The following is a 15,469-nucleotide window of genomic DNA, read 5'->3' as shown; positions in this document are numbered from 1 at the left end:
CAATTATGTTTACTGGTTAATCATAAACTCCAGTAATCTCTTAGCGTCATCAGGCTCATATGCAATAAGCTCAAGCTCTGGAATGCTCTCCTCGGCCTGGAAAATATTAGCAAGTGATACAAACTGTGAAAGCTTTGACTTAAGATTTAATCTGTCACCTTCGCCAGTAACAAGCTCTACTGTACCGGTGCAGCTATCAATAACCTTGAAAAATGCTTCTGTGTCTTTAATATTTGTAAGCTTCATATGTACCTCCTTTAAAGGAAAATAAAATAATCTATTTATAATCCTTATAATAATACATAATATTCAAAAATGTGTGAATTTCTCGGATTAAACGTTGAATCTGAATGTAATTACATCGCCATCTGCTACAACGTAATCCTTACCTTCCATACGAACAAGGCCCTTTTCCTTAGCTGCTGTCATTGAGCCATTCTCCATAAGGGCATCATAGCTGACAACCTCAGCCTTGATGAATCCACGCTCGAAGTCAGTGTGAATCTTTCCAGCTGCCTGTGGAGCCTTTGTACCCTTCTTGATTGTCCAAGCACGTGTCTCGTCCTCTCCTGATGTAAGGTAAGAGATAAGACCAAGAAGTCTGTAAGATGCAGTGATGAGCTTATCAAGACCAGACTCTGAAAGACCCATAGCCTCAAGGAACTCCTGCTTCTCCTCATCTGACTCAAGCTCTGAAATCTCCTGCTCAATCTGAGCTGAGATAACGAATACCTCAGAGCCTTCCTTTGCAGCATACTCACGAACAGCCTGAACATTTTTATTGTTAGCGCCGTCGTCTGCAAGATCCTCATCCTCTACGTTTGCCGCATAGATTACTGGCTTAGCTGTAAGAAGGTTGTACTCCTTGAAGTAACCTTCCTCATCCTCATCGTTGAGCTCGAAAGTCTTAGCCATATTGCCAGCTTCCATATGCTCAAGAAGACGCTTCTGCATAGCAGCTTCCTTCTGAAGTGTCTTGTCCATACGAGCAGATCGCTCTGTCTTAGAATAACGACGCTCCATAACCTCCATATCAGAGAAAAGAAGCTCAAGGTTGATTGTCTCGATATCACGGAGTGAATCGATAGAACCATCAACGTGAACTACGTTTGCATCCTCGAAGCAACGTACAACGTGAACGATAGCATCTACCTCACGGATATTTGCAAGAAACTGGTTTCCAAGACCTTCACCCTTTGACGCACCCTTTACAAGACCTGCAATATCAACAAACTCGATAGTAGCAGGAACTGTCTTCTTAGAGTTGTACATCTTTGTAAGTGCATCAAGACGCTTATCAGGTACTGAAACAATACCAACATTTGGGTCGATTGTAGCAAATGGATAGTTTGCTGCAAGAGCCCCAGCCTTTGTAAGTGAATTGAAAAGTGTACTCTTACCAACGTTTGGTAAGCCGACAATGCCTAAACGCATAATATATCTCCTTATCTATACATTAAATATTTACATACATAAAAATAGCCCTATCAAGGCAAGTTATATCTTACCATGTTAGGGCTGATTTGTAAAAATTTTATTTATTTAAGTCTAAAATACTATTAGCCTCTTCCCTTTACGATCTGGTACATTGTTACTGCATCACCAGCCTTAGAAGAAGTTGTAAAGTAGATGCTGAAGCCATCCTTATAGAAATAGTTCATATAGTGCTCATCGCCATCATCGTACTCGCATAATGGCTCACCGTATGCTGCTCTTATATCGTCCTGTGTAGAAGCAATTGTGATGCCCTTGTTTGTCTTATAGCAGTCAGAGTATACATCAAACTCTATAAGCTCCTTCTTACCATCAACTTCAGAATATGTAATCTTAAGAGTATCGAAAGTTGCTATCTTGTAATCACCAGAATCCTCAATATATGGATCACCCCAGTTATCTGTAAGAGTCTTGAATACTTCCTCAGCATCATCCATTAAAGAAACATTAATCTCATATACTTCGCTGGAAACAGATGTATCCTCACGAGGATTCTCTGATGCTAAACCGTCATCAACTTCACCGTCATCATCGCAATCTAAACAAACACCGCAGTCACTAGTTGTATTGTAGAAATCATCATTCTTCTGGCCACAGGCTACCATGGATAAGCCCATTGTCATTGCCATAATAATTACTAAAAATCTCTTTTTCATCTCAAAATCTCCTTGCTCTCTGTGTTAGCTGTATTAAATGTAGTAATACAGTTATAACACTATGGACATTTTATGTCAACACGAATTTTTCAATAGCCACAGCAACACCGTCTTTATCATTGAGAGGAGCAATGTAATCTGCCCATTCCTTTGTCTCATCCTGGGCATTTTCCATGGCAACTGCAAGACCTGCATAACGCATCATAGGGATGTCATTGAAACCGTCGCCACATGCCATAAGATGCTTGCGCTCCATGCCAATACTGCTTAAAAGAAGCTCCAGAGATGATGCCTTTTCGATGCCCCTTGGAGTAATCTCAAGGAAAAATGGCTCTGAGAAAAATACCTCTACTTCGCCCTTTAATTTCTCATTAAGCTCGGCCTCGGCCTGACGCAAGACCTTGTGGTCTCCTACCATTAAAAACTTTACAGGTGGATCAAGTGCAGCCACTTCATTAAGATGAAATACCTCTTTCACTGGGATGTTGTTAATCTTTGCCTCCAGCTGCACATACTCATGATCAGCATTGTCTGTGATGATTCCCTCACTATCGTAGGTAAGTGGTGTCACACCATATTTGTGAGCAATATGCACGATTGTATGGTAAAACTCAGTAGGAACTGTCTCGCGACGGAGCACCTCCCCAGTCTTACAATCCATAATCATACCGCCATTATAGGCAAGCATGTATCCGCCTACCTCTTCCAAATGAAGAGCCTGGGCGATTTTTCTGACCCCTGGAACAGGGCGACCAGAAGCAAGCACGATTTTTGCTCCCGCCTTTGCGGCCTTCATAATAGTCTCTTTATTACGTTTGCTAATTTCCTTTTTGCTATTTAAAAGTGTGCCATCTAAATCAAGGGCTATTACAGAATAATTCATACACTAATTCCTTCCATGATAAACTACTGAAAATCTAAGCCTCATTTTACACCCCTAAACACAGGTAAAATTGTCCAAAAAAAGGAGCCTGCCTACAAGCAAGCTCCTACTATTTAACTTAATATAAAGAATTACTTTAGTAATCCCGCCATCACAAATACCAGTGGTGAATTCCAGTAGATTGTGATTTCGTTGAGAGAATAGCAATCCACGTGATCAAGGTAGCACTTCATTGGTGCTGTGTCCTTTGGAAGTGTCTGAGCCTGCTCGTCCTGAAGACCTGTGTTCGGTCCGCCGGAAACAAGTCCTGGCCATGGCTCCTCAATGTCATCTACCGCTGTTGGGCGAAGATGTGGATTCTTATATGATTTCTCTCCATTTCCAGTAACGTAGCTTACGTCCACGCTGTTACAGCCAAGAAGGTAATCCAATCCTGCTGTAATCGTATTTACGAATTTCTCCTGTGGCTTAAGAACATTTGCTGTAGTAAGCACCATAAGATACTTCAAAAGCTCCATGTTGCTTCCCCAGATGAAATTCTCTTTCAGCATGCAAAGGCCAAAACCGTTGGTCTCAGCGTTTTTGCAGAGACGGTCTGCCTCACCTAAAAAGGCATCCTTTACAAATGTGCAAAGCTCACTGCCGTCATCCTTAAGAATAAGTGACAATGAACCAAGCCCTGCCACATCGCCCCATCCAAGGCATGTGAACACATTTCCTGTGTATTCCTTGAAGGCATCGCTCTTGTCGTAAGCTTCAATGAGAGGCTTCTGCTTGAGAGCCTCATCATAATATTTCTTTTCTCCGGTAGCTTCAAATAATGCTGCTGCAGCCCAGAATCTGTTAGAGTTGTCCTCATTTTCAGGGTACTCGCCAGTGTTAGAGCCTTCGGCATTTTTGAATAATGTAGCCTGTGGATTTGCCTCAAGCCAGGCATAAGCTTTTAATGCCCGCTCCATCAGCAAATCAGCATAAGCCTTATCATAATCCTTATAGATTGTATAAGCAAGTGCAAATACTGCTGCAATATCAGCAGTTGCAAGAGAAGACACGCTGAATAAGAAAAGCTCTGACTTATCCTCCTCAGGCATGATAAATGGTGCATGGCTGAATGTGGTAACCTTGTGCCAAACAGAACCGTTCTCGCGCTGCATCTTCATAAGGAAATCCAGCTCCACCTTTACCTCAGCAAGGATATTTGGCAATGTGCCTTTTTCACACTTCTCCTCTGGAATCTCAAACTTCACATCAAGAAGATTTTTGAAAAAACGCACTCCATATAAAAGATGAGCTACCGCTACTGCACCTGCTGTAGAATAGCGTCCGTAATCACCAGCGTCGTGCCAACCACCTGTCACATCAACAGGCTCAACGTCCTCTCCGTACACTGTTGCCTTTGTAAGATGGCAAGGCTCGTGATAGTACTCTCCTGCATACTTTTTATCAAGAGCATCGCCGCAACGGAGATAATAGAAACACTTGCAGATATCATGCATGAGCTTGTCATAAACATTATCTCCGATAGCAAAGGTGACGCTTTCCTTTGAGCCTGCCTCTACTTTGTATTTTCCCTGTCCACTGAAGCCACTAAAGTCCGCTACAAAAGTGTCTTCACCGGAAATCTCATCAGTCCCAAAATGACTTGTCTTGCCCTCAAATACGCAGTTGCCAACAGCGTCAACAAGCTTGAACTCTGGCGTATCAAAATTCAAAACAGCCTTCTTAGCCTCTGAAGGTAAAAAACCTACCTGATTTACGAATATTTTCTTCATTTGAGTTTATTCCCCCTTAAACGTTTTCGTACCTGTATTTACTATAAAAAATCCCGCCAGGTAATTCAATACCTGACGGGTTAAATATTAAGCGAAAAATTTAGTTTTTTATATAAAAATGAGGTATTTTTTATAAAAATCCTATGCCTTTGCAAGTGCCTCAAGCATTGCAACTGCACCTTCCTCAGAGATATGCTCTGAATCGATGATTAAATCGAAGTACTCGATAGAGCCCCACTTAGCGCCTGGGCAGTGAGTGGTGAAGAATTTCTCACGCTTCTTGTCGAACTTCTTCATAGTCTCGTCGATTTTGCTCTCTTCGATTTTCTCTACATCCTTAGCACGGCCACGGCGATAGCCATCGCCTGCTGTGATAAATACCTTAAGGACCTTCTTGTCCTTTAAAAGTTCACTGGCGCCACGGCCCACGAAAATACAACCTGGCTGCTCAGCTGCCTCTTTAATGATAGACACCTGAGTATTATAAATCTTCTCCTCCATAGATGGATTATCACCAGGAGCATTGAAGAATGTCTTAACAGGATTCTGCTCATCCATTGTAGAAACCACATCATAATCCAGTCCCATACGTTTACAGGTTTCAACTACTACGCTGCGGTCGTACAAGCGATAATTCAGTCGCTTTGCAAGCTGTTCAGCAATCTTGTGTCCACCACTACCGTAGGTACGTTCAATGGCAATATAGTCATACATAATGAGCCCCTCCTTAATTTGAATCAAATTTTCAATACATCAGTAACTGTTATTTCCCCATCTTTACCTAAAAATACTATATCATACCCGTGATATGCAAGCCTGAAATCACGCTGCTTGCTACGGTCGTAACCAGCTCTTGGATCCTGTCCTAAGACCTCCACCGCTGATTCTCTGATTTCCTCTGGAAGCTTCTGTAAAAGTTTCTCTGGAAAATATACCCTTACCTGTGCCCCCTTTGAAAGCTCATCTGTAAAACCTCCCCTGGCATCGGGATGAGCATCTGCATAAGGAATGTAAGGTTTGATGTCGTAGATTGGTGTGCCATCCAGCATATCCACACCCTTTACCACTAGGACCTGTCCGTACTCTTCTGTGTCCTGCACCTCCAACAGTTCCACGGAAGAAAGACCGATATTATTGGGCCTGAATGGCGCTCTGGTGGCAAATACACCCATGTGCTTCTGACCACCCAAACGAGGTGGGCGAACGGTGCCTCCCTCTAAGGGCTTATTCTTTGAAAATCCCCAGATGAGCCACAGATAATCGTAATCCGTGATGCCATCGATAAATGTGGGATTTCTGAATTCAGGTTCGAAGATGATGTGGCCTATTTCACCAACTAATCCACTTTGTCTAGGTATACCAAACTTTTGTGTAAATCCTGTGTTTATATGTGCTATCTGATTTAAATTCATACTTTAATAATAAAAAATCCCTCCCCTTAATACAAGAGGAGGGAACATATTACTTTCCTTCGTATGTAACGACAGAAGCTACATCATACTTTGCAAGCTTCTCGCGTCCGTTAAGTCCAGCAAGCTCCATAAGGAATACAACCTTGGCGATTTCGCCACCAAGCTCCTCGATAAGCTCGCAAGCAGCCTCGATAGTACCGCCTGTAGCGATAAGGTCGTCAACTACAACAACCTTCTGTCCTGGCTTAACTGAATCCTTATGCATCTCGATAGTAGCTGAACCGTACTCGAGGTCATAAGACTTCTCAACTGTCTCACATGGGAGCTTACCCTTCTTGCGGATGAGCACAAATGGCTTGCCCATTGCATAAGCAAGTGGTGCGCCGAAGATGAATCCACGGCTCTCAGCTCCTGCTATAACGTCAAAATCAACTCCATCAAGAAGCTTCTTCATCTCATCGATGGCGAGCTTGAAGCCCTCAGCATCCTGAAGAACTGTTGTGACATCTCTAAACATAATACCTGGTTCTGGAAAATCCGGAATAGTTCTTACGTAGTCTTCTACTTTTTTCATTTAAAACTCCTTCTAGTGCGATTTACCCTAATTTTTCCCCTCTGGAATGATAAAAACACAGTCGGATAAAAAGATATTATCCTTATCAATTATATAAGTTTAATATCATTTTTGCAAATTAAAATCGGGGTCCCGAAGGACCCCAATTTTGTGGATAGTACGTAAAAGTACTCTATTGCGTTTGGCCACGCTAATTACTGAAGTAATGAAAGAACACCCTGTGTTGCCTGATTTGCCTGAGCGAGCATTGACTGGCCTGCCTGAGCAAGAATATTGTTCTTGCTGTATGTAACCATCTCTTCAGCCATATCTGTATCACGGATACGTGATTCAGATGCATCTGTGTTCTCAACTACGTTATCAAGATTTGCGATAGAATGCTCTAATCTGTTTTGAATAGCACCAAGACCAGATCTCTGTGCTGATACCTTTGCTAAAGCATCAGAAATAACGTCAATCGCATATGTTGCTGCCTTACCAGTTGCATCACCAACGTTAAGTCCCTGAAGACCAAGAGCTGTAGCTGTCATTGAGTCGATTGTAACACCAATCTTGTTTGTCATGTCAGCATCAGATCCTACGTGAAGATTGAATGATAAACTCTTCTGAACTACTGCAGTACCCTTCTTCATTACGAACTCAACCTTCTTGTATAAGCCGTTTCCAAGGCTAACACTTGTTGGCTTAAGGCCGTTAACCTCATCAGCTCCATTTGGAATTTTGTCCTCAAATTCTGTGCCTTGGAAATAAGCCTTAGGAACATCAATGATTGAGTCACAACCGATTGATGAAGCTGCTCTAAGTTCATTTGCCATGAGCTGATAAGCCTTTGCTGCTGTAATAAGTGTTGCGTCTCTGCCATCAACTCCATCTGCTGGTGCATCACCGAGCTCTGTACTGAACAATTTTGCAACCTTGCCGTTGTACTCGATTGTTGAACCCTGACTTGCAAACTTGTTAATTTCTGTCTTTGCTACTTCAGATGTGTCGGCATTTGTCTTAGCTGCGATTGTGAATGACTTACCGTCGATCTTTACAACTTCACCGTATTCCAGTTTTTCTGCTGATGTGCCAATAACTGTTAATGCGTTAGCGAGCTGTGTTTTTACGTCACCACCTTCAACACCAATTGTGTACTTAACGCCACCAATTGTAACTGTATCACCCATTGCAAGGGCATTCATTGTAAATGTGGCTGTTGTAGTGTTCTGTGTGATTGTACCAGCAAGACCTGCATCATGAGCTGCGATTACCTGAGTCTTAGTGCCGTAATCCCCCTTGAGAAGATAGGTCTCATTGAACTTTGTCGTTTCAGCGACACGGTCGATTTCTGTTGTTAACTGAAGAATCTCATCCTGGATGGATCCTCGGTCAGATTCAGAGTTTGTACCGTTTGCTGCCTGGACTGCCAATTCATTCATTCTCTGTAACATAGAGTGCACTTCTGTGAGGGCACCTTCGGCGGTCTGTACTGCTGAGATACCGTCAGATGCGTTGGTTGACGCCTGGTCAAGACCTCTGATTTGTTTACGCATCTTTTCAGAAATTGAAAGACCTGCTGCATCATCTGCTGCACGGTTGATTCTAAAACCTGATGAAAGTTTCTCAGTAGACTTAGACTGAGCATTTGTTGTTATTCCTAACATTCTTGAAGCATTAGCTGCCTGCATATTGTGTTGTACTACCATAATTTCTACCTCCTTGTAGATACTCTTTTGATTCCATTCATAAGAGATGCGACGAACGCATAACAAAATTTTTAAAGTTTCTTTTGATTTGGAATGCTACATACTTTAGGCTGCATCCGTATCTATATAACAAGAGGTGTGACCAACCACCCCAGGTTACCAAGAGAAGAAATTATGTAGTATAGCCTTATTCAATTTTAAAGCTACGATTGATGAATATTAATTCATCTACTTTTTTTATCGGAAGTGTGAAAAAAAACTTTAGTCCACACATCAAAAAAGGAACTCCCCTTTCGAGGAGTTCCCAATTTGCTAGTTAGGAACTAGTCTGCGCGAAACAATTATTTTGGATAAATCCTAAGCTATGCTTAAGACTTTCATGTATTTATTATCCAAGAATTGATAATACGCCCTGTGTAGCCTGGTTAGCCTGAGCAAGCATTGCCTGACCAGCCTGCTGGAGGATGTTGTTCTTGCTGTAGTTAACCATCTCTTCTGCCATATCTGTATCACGGATACGTGACTCAGCTGCTGTAGAGTTCTCAACTACGTTATCTACGTTAGCGATTGTATGCTCTAATCTGTTCTGGATAGCACCGAGTGAAGATCTCTGTGCTGATACCTTAGCAACAGCGTCTGCGATAGCATCGATAGCGTATGTAGCTGCCTTACCTGTTGCATCAGCAACGTTAAGTCCCTGTACACCAAGTGAAGCTGAGCTCATATCTGCGATTGTAACACCAATCTTATTTGTCATGTCAGCGTCAGAACCAACATGAAGGTTGAAAGTAAGGTCATTCTGTACTGATGCTTTGCCCTTTTTAATCTTGAATTCTACTTTAAGCTCACCAGAATCTGGTCTTACCTGTGTAGGCTTCTGTCCATTTACTGATGTAGAGCCTGCTGCTGTTTTTACAACAATATCTCCACCATCAAATTTTGCCTTTACTTCATCAATTACCTTGTCAGCGCCTATAGAAGATGCTGTACGAAGCTCATTAGCGATAAGCTGATAAGCCTTGTTTGCTGTGATAAGTGTTGCATCTGCATCATCAACACCATCATCAGTTGCACCATCTGCTGGACCATCATCTGATAATGTACTGAAGAGCTTAACAGTCTTGCCATTGTACTCAATTGTAGAGCCCTGGCTTGCGAATTTACCAAGATCATCCTGATTTACTTCAGAAGTATCTGCATTTGTAGTTCCTTTTGTAATTGTGAATGACTTGCCATCAATCTTAACTACTTCACCTGCGTTAAGTTCTTCAATGCCTAATACAGAAAGTGCATTTGCTAACTGCTTTTCAGCTGTAGCGCCCTGAACACCGATTGTATACTTTGTACCACCGATTGTTACAGTATCGCCCATTGCTAAAGCGCCCATTGTGAATGTAGCTGTTGTTGTGTTCTGAGTAAGTGTTCCTGCAAGACCTGCATCATGTGCTGCAATCATGATTTCTTTCTTACCATAATCGCCCTTAAGAAGATAAGTCTCGTTGAACTTTGTTGTCTCAGCAACACGGTCGATTTCTGTTGTAAGCTGATTAATTTCGTCCTGGATAGAAGAACGATCAGACTCACTGTTAGTACCGTTAGCTGCCTGTACTGCAAGCTCGTTCATTCTCTGAAGCATTGAGTGAACTTCTGTTAATGCACCTTCAGCTGTCTGTACAGCTGATACACCGTCTGATGCGTTTGTAGATGCCTGATCAAGACCTCTGATCTGCTTACGCATTTTCTCAGAAATTGAAAGACCAGCTGCGTCATCTGCTGCACGGTTAATCTTGTAACCAGATGCTAACTTCTCAGTTGACTTTGACTGTGCTCCGGATGTAATGCCGAGCATTCTTGAAGCATTAGCTGCCTGCATGTTGTGTTGTACTACCATAAATTCTACCTCCTTGTAGATACTTCCTGGATTCCTTTCCCGGAAGAAGTGCCTTAGCACTTATTGTTAACAAATTACATTTATATCCAAAACAGTACTCGCGCGGCATACTGTTTTTGAATATCGAAACAATATCTAGTAAAGTTAGTACAAGTTTTTCAAGTTGCATATTTAGTTGTAAAGCGATATTGGAAAATAAATTTGATTACTTTCGATCCATAACATCCATGTCCTGTTTCGAATTCATTTGAAATTGGATTATTATTTTTCGAAGGTAAAGAATTCCTTTTCTTTCACCTTACATATGCTTTATCGGATGAGTCGATTTAAAACTTAACCCCTTTTTAAAAAAATTTTTTTTGTGGATTTTGTTTTAAGCCATTATCATCTTGACACCTTATATATCGGTGGTAGTGTTATAAACTTAACCCCTAAATTAAAAATTTTTCAAAAAATATTTACTACTATAGAAAAAGGGCCTCTTCCAATTGGAAGAAGCCCCTGTAATTATGCATTAATATCTAGTCGCACGATAAAATTGGTTAATAGTTACTTATTATTCCCCAGTAGGGGTTACATTACCCTAATATAGAGAGTACTCCCTGAGTAGACTGGTTAGCCTGTGCAAGCATAGCCTGGCCTGCCTGCTGAAGAATATTATTCTTGCTGTAGTTAACCATCTCTTCAGCCATATCTGTATCACGGATACGTGACTCAGCAGCGTTAGAGTTCTCAACTACGTTATCAACGTTAGCGATTGTGTGCTCTAATCTGTTCTGGATAGCACCGAGTGATGATCTCTGTGCAGAAACCTTAGAAACAGCATCAGCGATTGCATCGATAGCGTATGTAGCAGCTTTACCTGAAGCATCAGATACATTAAGTCCCTTGATACCAAGTGCTGTAGAATCCATAGCATTAATTGTTACACCAATCTTATTTGTCATATCAGCATCAGAACCAACATGAAGATTGAATGTAAGATCATTCTGAACAGTATTGCTACCCTTATCGAATGAGAAAGAAATCTTCTTGGCTGATGCATCTTCATTATCGTCAATATCAGCAGTAGAAATTGCATTTGAAGCACCAATTGAAGATGCAGCAGCAAGCTCTGTCTTAACCATCTCATAAGCCTTCTTATCATTGATAAGAGTCTTTGTATTCTTATCTGTATAAGAAGCCGTAAGATCCATTGTAGAATCTTCGCTAAAGATAGATACTGTCTTTCCATTGTAACCAATAGAAGATCCAGCTCCAGCGAACTTATTGATGTCTGCAAATCTTACTTTAGCTTCCTTCTCTGAAGTTGTATCAGAAAGCTCAAATGACTTACCAGAAATAGTAATAGAACCTGTACTCTGATTTGTAAGACCTAATGTTCTAATAGCCTCATCTAAGTCTTCAGCACCAATTTCATACTTTGTTCCACCGATTGTTACGCTATCACCAACAGCAAGAGTATCCATTGTGAATGTAGCCTTAGCTGTGTTCTGTGTAAGTGTTCCTTCAAGACCTGCATCATGAGCATCAATCTTCATTGTCTTAGTTCCGTTAGAACCCTTAAGAAGATATGTCTCGTTGAACTTTGTTGTCTCTGCAACACGATCGATTTCTGTTGTAAGCTGATTAATCTCATCCTGGATAGATGTACGATCAGTCTCACTGTTTGTTCCGTTTGAAGCCTGAACTGCAAGCTCATTCATTCTCTGAAGCATTGAGTGAACTTCTGTTAATGCACCTTCAGCTGTCTGAACTGCAGAAACACCATCTTCTGCATTTGTAGAAGCCTGTGTAAGACCTCTGATCTGTTTACGCATCTTTTCTGAAATTGAAAGACCTGCTGCATCATCTGCTGCACGGTTGATCTTATAACCAGATGCTAACTTCTCTGTTGACTTTGCCTGACTTCCTGCTGTGATGCTGAGCATTCTTGATGCATTAGCTGCCTGCATATTGTGCTGTACTACCATAATCTCTACCTCCTTGTAGATACCTGTCCGAGAATCCATTCCCGGTGATGTGCCTGGCACATCAATTAATAACCTCTCATTAACACCCAAATCTGAATCTCCAAAAAGATTTGAATGTTAATACATAACCAACAGTACTCGTGCGGTATACTGTCTTCTTTTTGCGTTATAAAATTTTAACGCACAGAACTTTCTCCTCCGTTCTGTAACCTTATAATAACACCTATTTCTGAAATTAACAGACTTTTCACGAATTGTTCATAATTTGCCTGTTAACTTTCCTTTAAAAATAACGACAAAATGCGGTTTTGTTATATTTAAATTACCATTTCCAGAAATTATGTTACTATATAACAAAAGAGCTTCCTTCCGGAAGCTCTTTTCTAACGATTATATTCTCTCTTATATATATATTTAATATCTACGGATAAAGCTCGACAACCTCAGCAAATCTTGGTAGTGACAACTCCACTAAGCCACGTCCTGCAATAGAGAGAACCCCCTTTTTCAACAGGCGTTCCTTGTATCTAGGAAAGCTTGTGTTGGATATTTGTAATTTCTCACATATGTCAGATACGCTAGTAACTCCTGTTCCGATTACTCTAACTAATTCTCTATCTTTCTCTGATAAACCTTCCCATATCTTTTTATACACAAAATCATCAAGCAAATCATCAAACTTTGATAATAGTTCATCCCATTGCAAAGTATCATTATATTCATAGTAAAGCATTCCTAATGCTTGAAAAGCAAAAGCATAGCCTTTTGTAATTAATGCCATTTTATGCGCATCTTCTGTTTCTAATTTAAAAATAGCTTTATACTGCTTTGTAATCTGTGGAATGCTAAGTGGCTCCATATTAATCTTTGGAGTTCTAAGCAAAAATGTGAGTGCTGGATCATTCTGGATGGCATAAATATTTTCATATAATCCTGTCATCAATAAATATATAGGATAATCCTTTCTTATAAATATCTGAAACTGACTAGCAAAGAATCTCATATTCTCACTTGGCATTGCTTCATCTATCGTGATAAGGACTTTTTTATTTTTCTTTTTTAAAGAAGATAATATGCTATCTATTATTCCAACATTGTCCTGAGTCTGTCCTATGCCATTTACACCAACTCCAAATCCTGCAACAGAAACACTAAATCCTGATTTTAATAAATTAGGTATCTTATTACATTCAGCACATAATCTCTGAGCAAAATCTGTAATCAAATCCTGTGTTGAATTTAAATCGACGACAACCCATTCATCTCTTTCTGAAAAGATATTTGCAATAGCTGTCATCAATACAGTTTTACCACTACCTCTTACACCTTCTATAAGATATGCCTGACTAATTGGATTATCTGCTTCAAAAGTGCTAACTATAGTATCTGTATTTTCATATCTGTATATATACTCTCCTGGCTGCTTACCAAAAGTTAATGTAAACGGATTGTTTTTCTTCATAAATCAGTACCTCCCATATTAATCTTGTTATATCTCTTGTTAACTCACTTTTTCTCACTTTTTCATAGTCACATAGATGAAGCTATCTAAGTCCATGCCATTCCCCACGGCCAAAACTACGGATATACAGGTATTTGGGGTGCATTTAATAAGACGTCGTCTTATTATCACTATGATTGGCCCTTCTTATCCCCAAGTCCTTACGGCAGCCTAACCTCCCATGTCATACGGGATCACCTGATTCCAGGGTCCTTAATTCCTTCGTTCTGCTTATCCATAAAGGGGCGTCATTATGCTCACTCGCTGAGTCGATGCTCTGATGGGAAAAAATCCGACTACGGCTCTCTATGTTGTATTTAAAAGTTTCTGCTTATCTCAGCACCTTTCGGCGGACGTCTTCCTGAAATTTACAGTTGTTTTCTTATGCTGCTACAGGCTGCCTATGTATATCCGACATCATCTTGGCTGGATCATAGGTCACACCTTTAGTTAAAATTGCAAAGAAAACTCTTATCAGCTTACAGCTGATTGCTATCACTGATTGCTTCCTTTTTAAAGGATTCTGTGCTCTTGTTGTGTAATACTTATGCAGTGCTTTGAATTCTGGATTTGTAGCTATTAAAGGGATTGCTGCATTGAACAGCACAGCTCGTAGCTTACTTCGACCTCTTTTACTTATGGTCGTTTGTCCCTTATGCTTTCCTGAACTATTCTCTCTAAGAGAAAGCCCTGCAAGCTTTTGTATCTGCCTTGGTGAATCGAAACGTCTTACGTCACCAACTTCAGCCAAGAATCCAGCAACAGTGATTAATCCTATACCTTTAATGGCAAGCAGTTGCTCGCTTTCAGGTATCTTCTTACACAAGCTTTCTATCTCTTCCATGATGGAATTTAGCTGTGTCATCTTGTAATCATAATCCTCAAGCATCATTTTCATCTCAAACTCTGCTGCGGTAGTTCCCTTCTTCAGTCCGATACTTCTTTTTGCTGTTTCCCACAGAGTCATTGCTCTTTTCATTCCAACAGCTCGAAGTTTTTCATTTCTCCAAAGTTGGTTTATTCCTTCAGGTCCAAGATTTACTATTGCTTCTGGAGTACATGCATGTCTTAAAACGAGCATGCTACTTTGTGATTCATAGTCCCCAAACACATCTTTATATTCAGGGAAATATATGGCAAACCATCTTGCAATGCGATTTTTAATCTGGGTAAGTTCCCTAATGATTCGCTTACGATTGGTTGTCAACACTCTTAAATCTGCATAAACACCATCAGGTGTATATGGAGCAGAATATCTGCCTTCAATAACAAGCTTTGCTATTACCTTCGGATCTTTACAATCATTTTTACTTTGGCTGTTATCATCCAGTTCCTTGGTCTGCTTTACCGCATAAGGGTTAACCATAACCAGTAGGATGCCTCCATCCTCAAGATAAGCGCCAAGGTCAAACCAGTAATGACCAGTTGGCTCAATTCCTACTATCACATCTGACTTATTGTTTTTATTTAGTAACCACTGCATCCAATTCTTGAAGCTATCAAAACCTTCTCGACTGTTGCTAAACTTAAAAACTTTACCTAGTTCAATGCCTCTCCAATCAAAGGCTCTGGCATAATGTGTAGTACTTCCTATATCAATTCCAACTACCAAAGTTGATTCTTTT

General features: G+C 40.6%; 13 protein-coding genes. All 13 read right to left on the bottom strand.

What is annotated here, in order from left to right; all coding sequences use genetic code 11:
* Positions 1-9: 9 nt before the first annotated feature.
* Positions 10-246 (bottom strand): hypothetical protein, encoded by a 237-nt coding sequence (locus G592_RS0102355; RefSeq protein ID WP_028246395.1) that lies wholly within the window; start codon positions 244-246, stop codon positions 10-12.
* A gap of 87 nt (positions 247-333) precedes the next feature.
* Positions 334-1,434, bottom strand: a complete 1,101-nt coding sequence (ychF, locus tag G592_RS0102350; protein WP_028246394.1) for a redox-regulated ATPase YchF — start codon at positions 1,432-1,434, stop codon at positions 334-336.
* Between the two features lie 125 nt (positions 1,435-1,559).
* Entirely contained in the window at positions 1,560-2,150 is a 591-nt protein-coding gene (locus G592_RS0102345) for a hypothetical protein (protein ID WP_028246393.1), read from the bottom strand.
* 70 nt (positions 2,151-2,220) lie between these two features.
* Entirely contained in the window at positions 2,221-3,033 is an 813-nt protein-coding gene (locus tag G592_RS0102340; RefSeq protein ID WP_028246392.1) for a Cof-type HAD-IIB family hydrolase, read from the bottom strand.
* Positions 3,034-3,164: 131 nt separating this feature from the next.
* Positions 3,165-4,805 (bottom strand): glycoside hydrolase family 9 protein, encoded by a 1,641-nt coding sequence (locus tag G592_RS15390; RefSeq protein ID WP_051194721.1) that lies wholly within the window; start codon positions 4,803-4,805, stop codon positions 3,165-3,167.
* A gap of 141 nt (positions 4,806-4,946) precedes the next feature.
* Positions 4,947-5,519, bottom strand: a complete 573-nt coding sequence (locus tag G592_RS0102330) for an AAA family ATPase (RefSeq protein ID WP_028246391.1) — start codon at positions 5,517-5,519, stop codon at positions 4,947-4,949.
* A 23-nt stretch (positions 5,520-5,542) separates the two neighbouring features.
* Positions 5,543-6,217 carry a tRNA (N6-threonylcarbamoyladenosine(37)-N6)-methyltransferase TrmO gene (gene tsaA / locus G592_RS0102325; RefSeq protein WP_028246390.1) on the bottom strand — a complete coding sequence of 225 codons (675 nt, stop codon included), beginning with the start codon at positions 6,215-6,217 and terminating at the stop codon, positions 5,543-5,545.
* Between the two features lie 49 nt (positions 6,218-6,266).
* A complete protein-coding gene (locus G592_RS0102320) occupies positions 6,267-6,791 on the bottom strand; it encodes an adenine phosphoribosyltransferase (RefSeq protein ID WP_028246389.1) in 525 nt (174 codons plus the stop codon).
* Between the two features lie 194 nt (positions 6,792-6,985).
* Positions 6,986-8,479, bottom strand: a complete 1,494-nt coding sequence (locus G592_RS0102315) for a flagellin (RefSeq protein WP_028246388.1) — start codon at positions 8,477-8,479, stop codon at positions 6,986-6,988.
* Positions 8,480-8,867: 388 nt separating this feature from the next.
* Positions 8,868-10,370 (bottom strand): flagellin, encoded by a 1,503-nt coding sequence (locus tag G592_RS0102310; RefSeq protein WP_028246387.1) that lies wholly within the window; start codon positions 10,368-10,370, stop codon positions 8,868-8,870.
* Between the two features lie 578 nt (positions 10,371-10,948).
* Positions 10,949-12,343: a flagellin gene (locus tag G592_RS0102305; protein WP_028246386.1), complete on the bottom strand. Its 1,395-nt coding sequence runs from the start codon at positions 12,341-12,343 to the stop codon at positions 10,949-10,951.
* Positions 12,344-12,764: 421 nt separating this feature from the next.
* Positions 12,765-13,805, bottom strand: a complete 1,041-nt coding sequence (locus G592_RS0102300) for an ATP-binding protein (protein ID WP_028246385.1) — start codon at positions 13,803-13,805, stop codon at positions 12,765-12,767.
* Between the two features lie 421 nt (positions 13,806-14,226).
* On the bottom strand, positions 14,227-15,469 hold a 1,243-nt coding region (locus G592_RS0102295), incomplete at its 5' end, for an IS110 family transposase (RefSeq protein ID WP_028246384.1).

The sequence above is a fragment of the Pseudobutyrivibrio ruminis CF1b genome (genome assembly GCF_000424005.1).
GTDB lineage: Bacteria > Bacillota > Clostridia > Lachnospirales > Lachnospiraceae > Pseudobutyrivibrio > Pseudobutyrivibrio ruminis_C.
Note: the sequence above shows the minus strand (reverse complement) of the source record. Positions and strands in the feature narration are given on the sequence as shown.

Excerpts from the sequence above, each read along its gene's own strand:
- G592_RS0102300 (WP_028246385.1), bottom strand. The coding sequence starts at position 13,805 with ATGAAGAAAAACAATCCGTTTACATTAACTTTTGGTAAGCAGCCAGGA.
- G592_RS15390 (WP_051194721.1), bottom strand. The coding sequence starts at position 4,805 with ATGAAGAAAATATTCGTAAATCAGGTAGGTTTTTTACCTTCAGAGGCT.
- ychF (WP_028246394.1), bottom strand. The coding sequence starts at position 1,434 with ATGCGTTTAGGCATTGTCGGCTTACCAAACGTTGGTAAGAGTACACTT.
- tsaA (WP_028246390.1), bottom strand. The coding sequence starts at position 6,217 with ATGAATTTAAATCAGATAGCACATATAAACACAGGATTTACACAAAAG.
- G592_RS0102330 (WP_028246391.1), bottom strand. The coding sequence starts at position 5,519 with ATGTATGACTATATTGCCATTGAACGTACCTACGGTAGTGGTGGACAC.
- G592_RS0102355 (WP_028246395.1), bottom strand. The coding sequence starts at position 246 with ATGAAGCTTACAAATATTAAAGACACAGAAGCATTTTTCAAGGTTATT.
- G592_RS0102315 (WP_028246388.1), bottom strand. The coding sequence starts at position 8,479 with ATGGTAGTACAACACAATATGCAGGCAGCTAATGCTTCAAGAATGTTA.
- G592_RS0102340 (WP_028246392.1), bottom strand. The coding sequence starts at position 3,033 with ATGAATTATTCTGTAATAGCCCTTGATTTAGATGGCACACTTTTAAAT.
- G592_RS0102320 (WP_028246389.1), bottom strand. The coding sequence starts at position 6,791 with ATGAAAAAAGTAGAAGACTACGTAAGAACTATTCCGGATTTTCCAGAA.
- G592_RS0102310 (WP_028246387.1), bottom strand. The coding sequence starts at position 10,370 with ATGGTAGTACAACACAACATGCAGGCAGCTAATGCTTCAAGAATGCTC.
- G592_RS0102305 (WP_028246386.1), bottom strand. The coding sequence starts at position 12,343 with ATGGTAGTACAGCACAATATGCAGGCAGCTAATGCATCAAGAATGCTC.
- G592_RS0102345 (WP_028246393.1), bottom strand. The coding sequence starts at position 2,150 with ATGAAAAAGAGATTTTTAGTAATTATTATGGCAATGACAATGGGCTTA.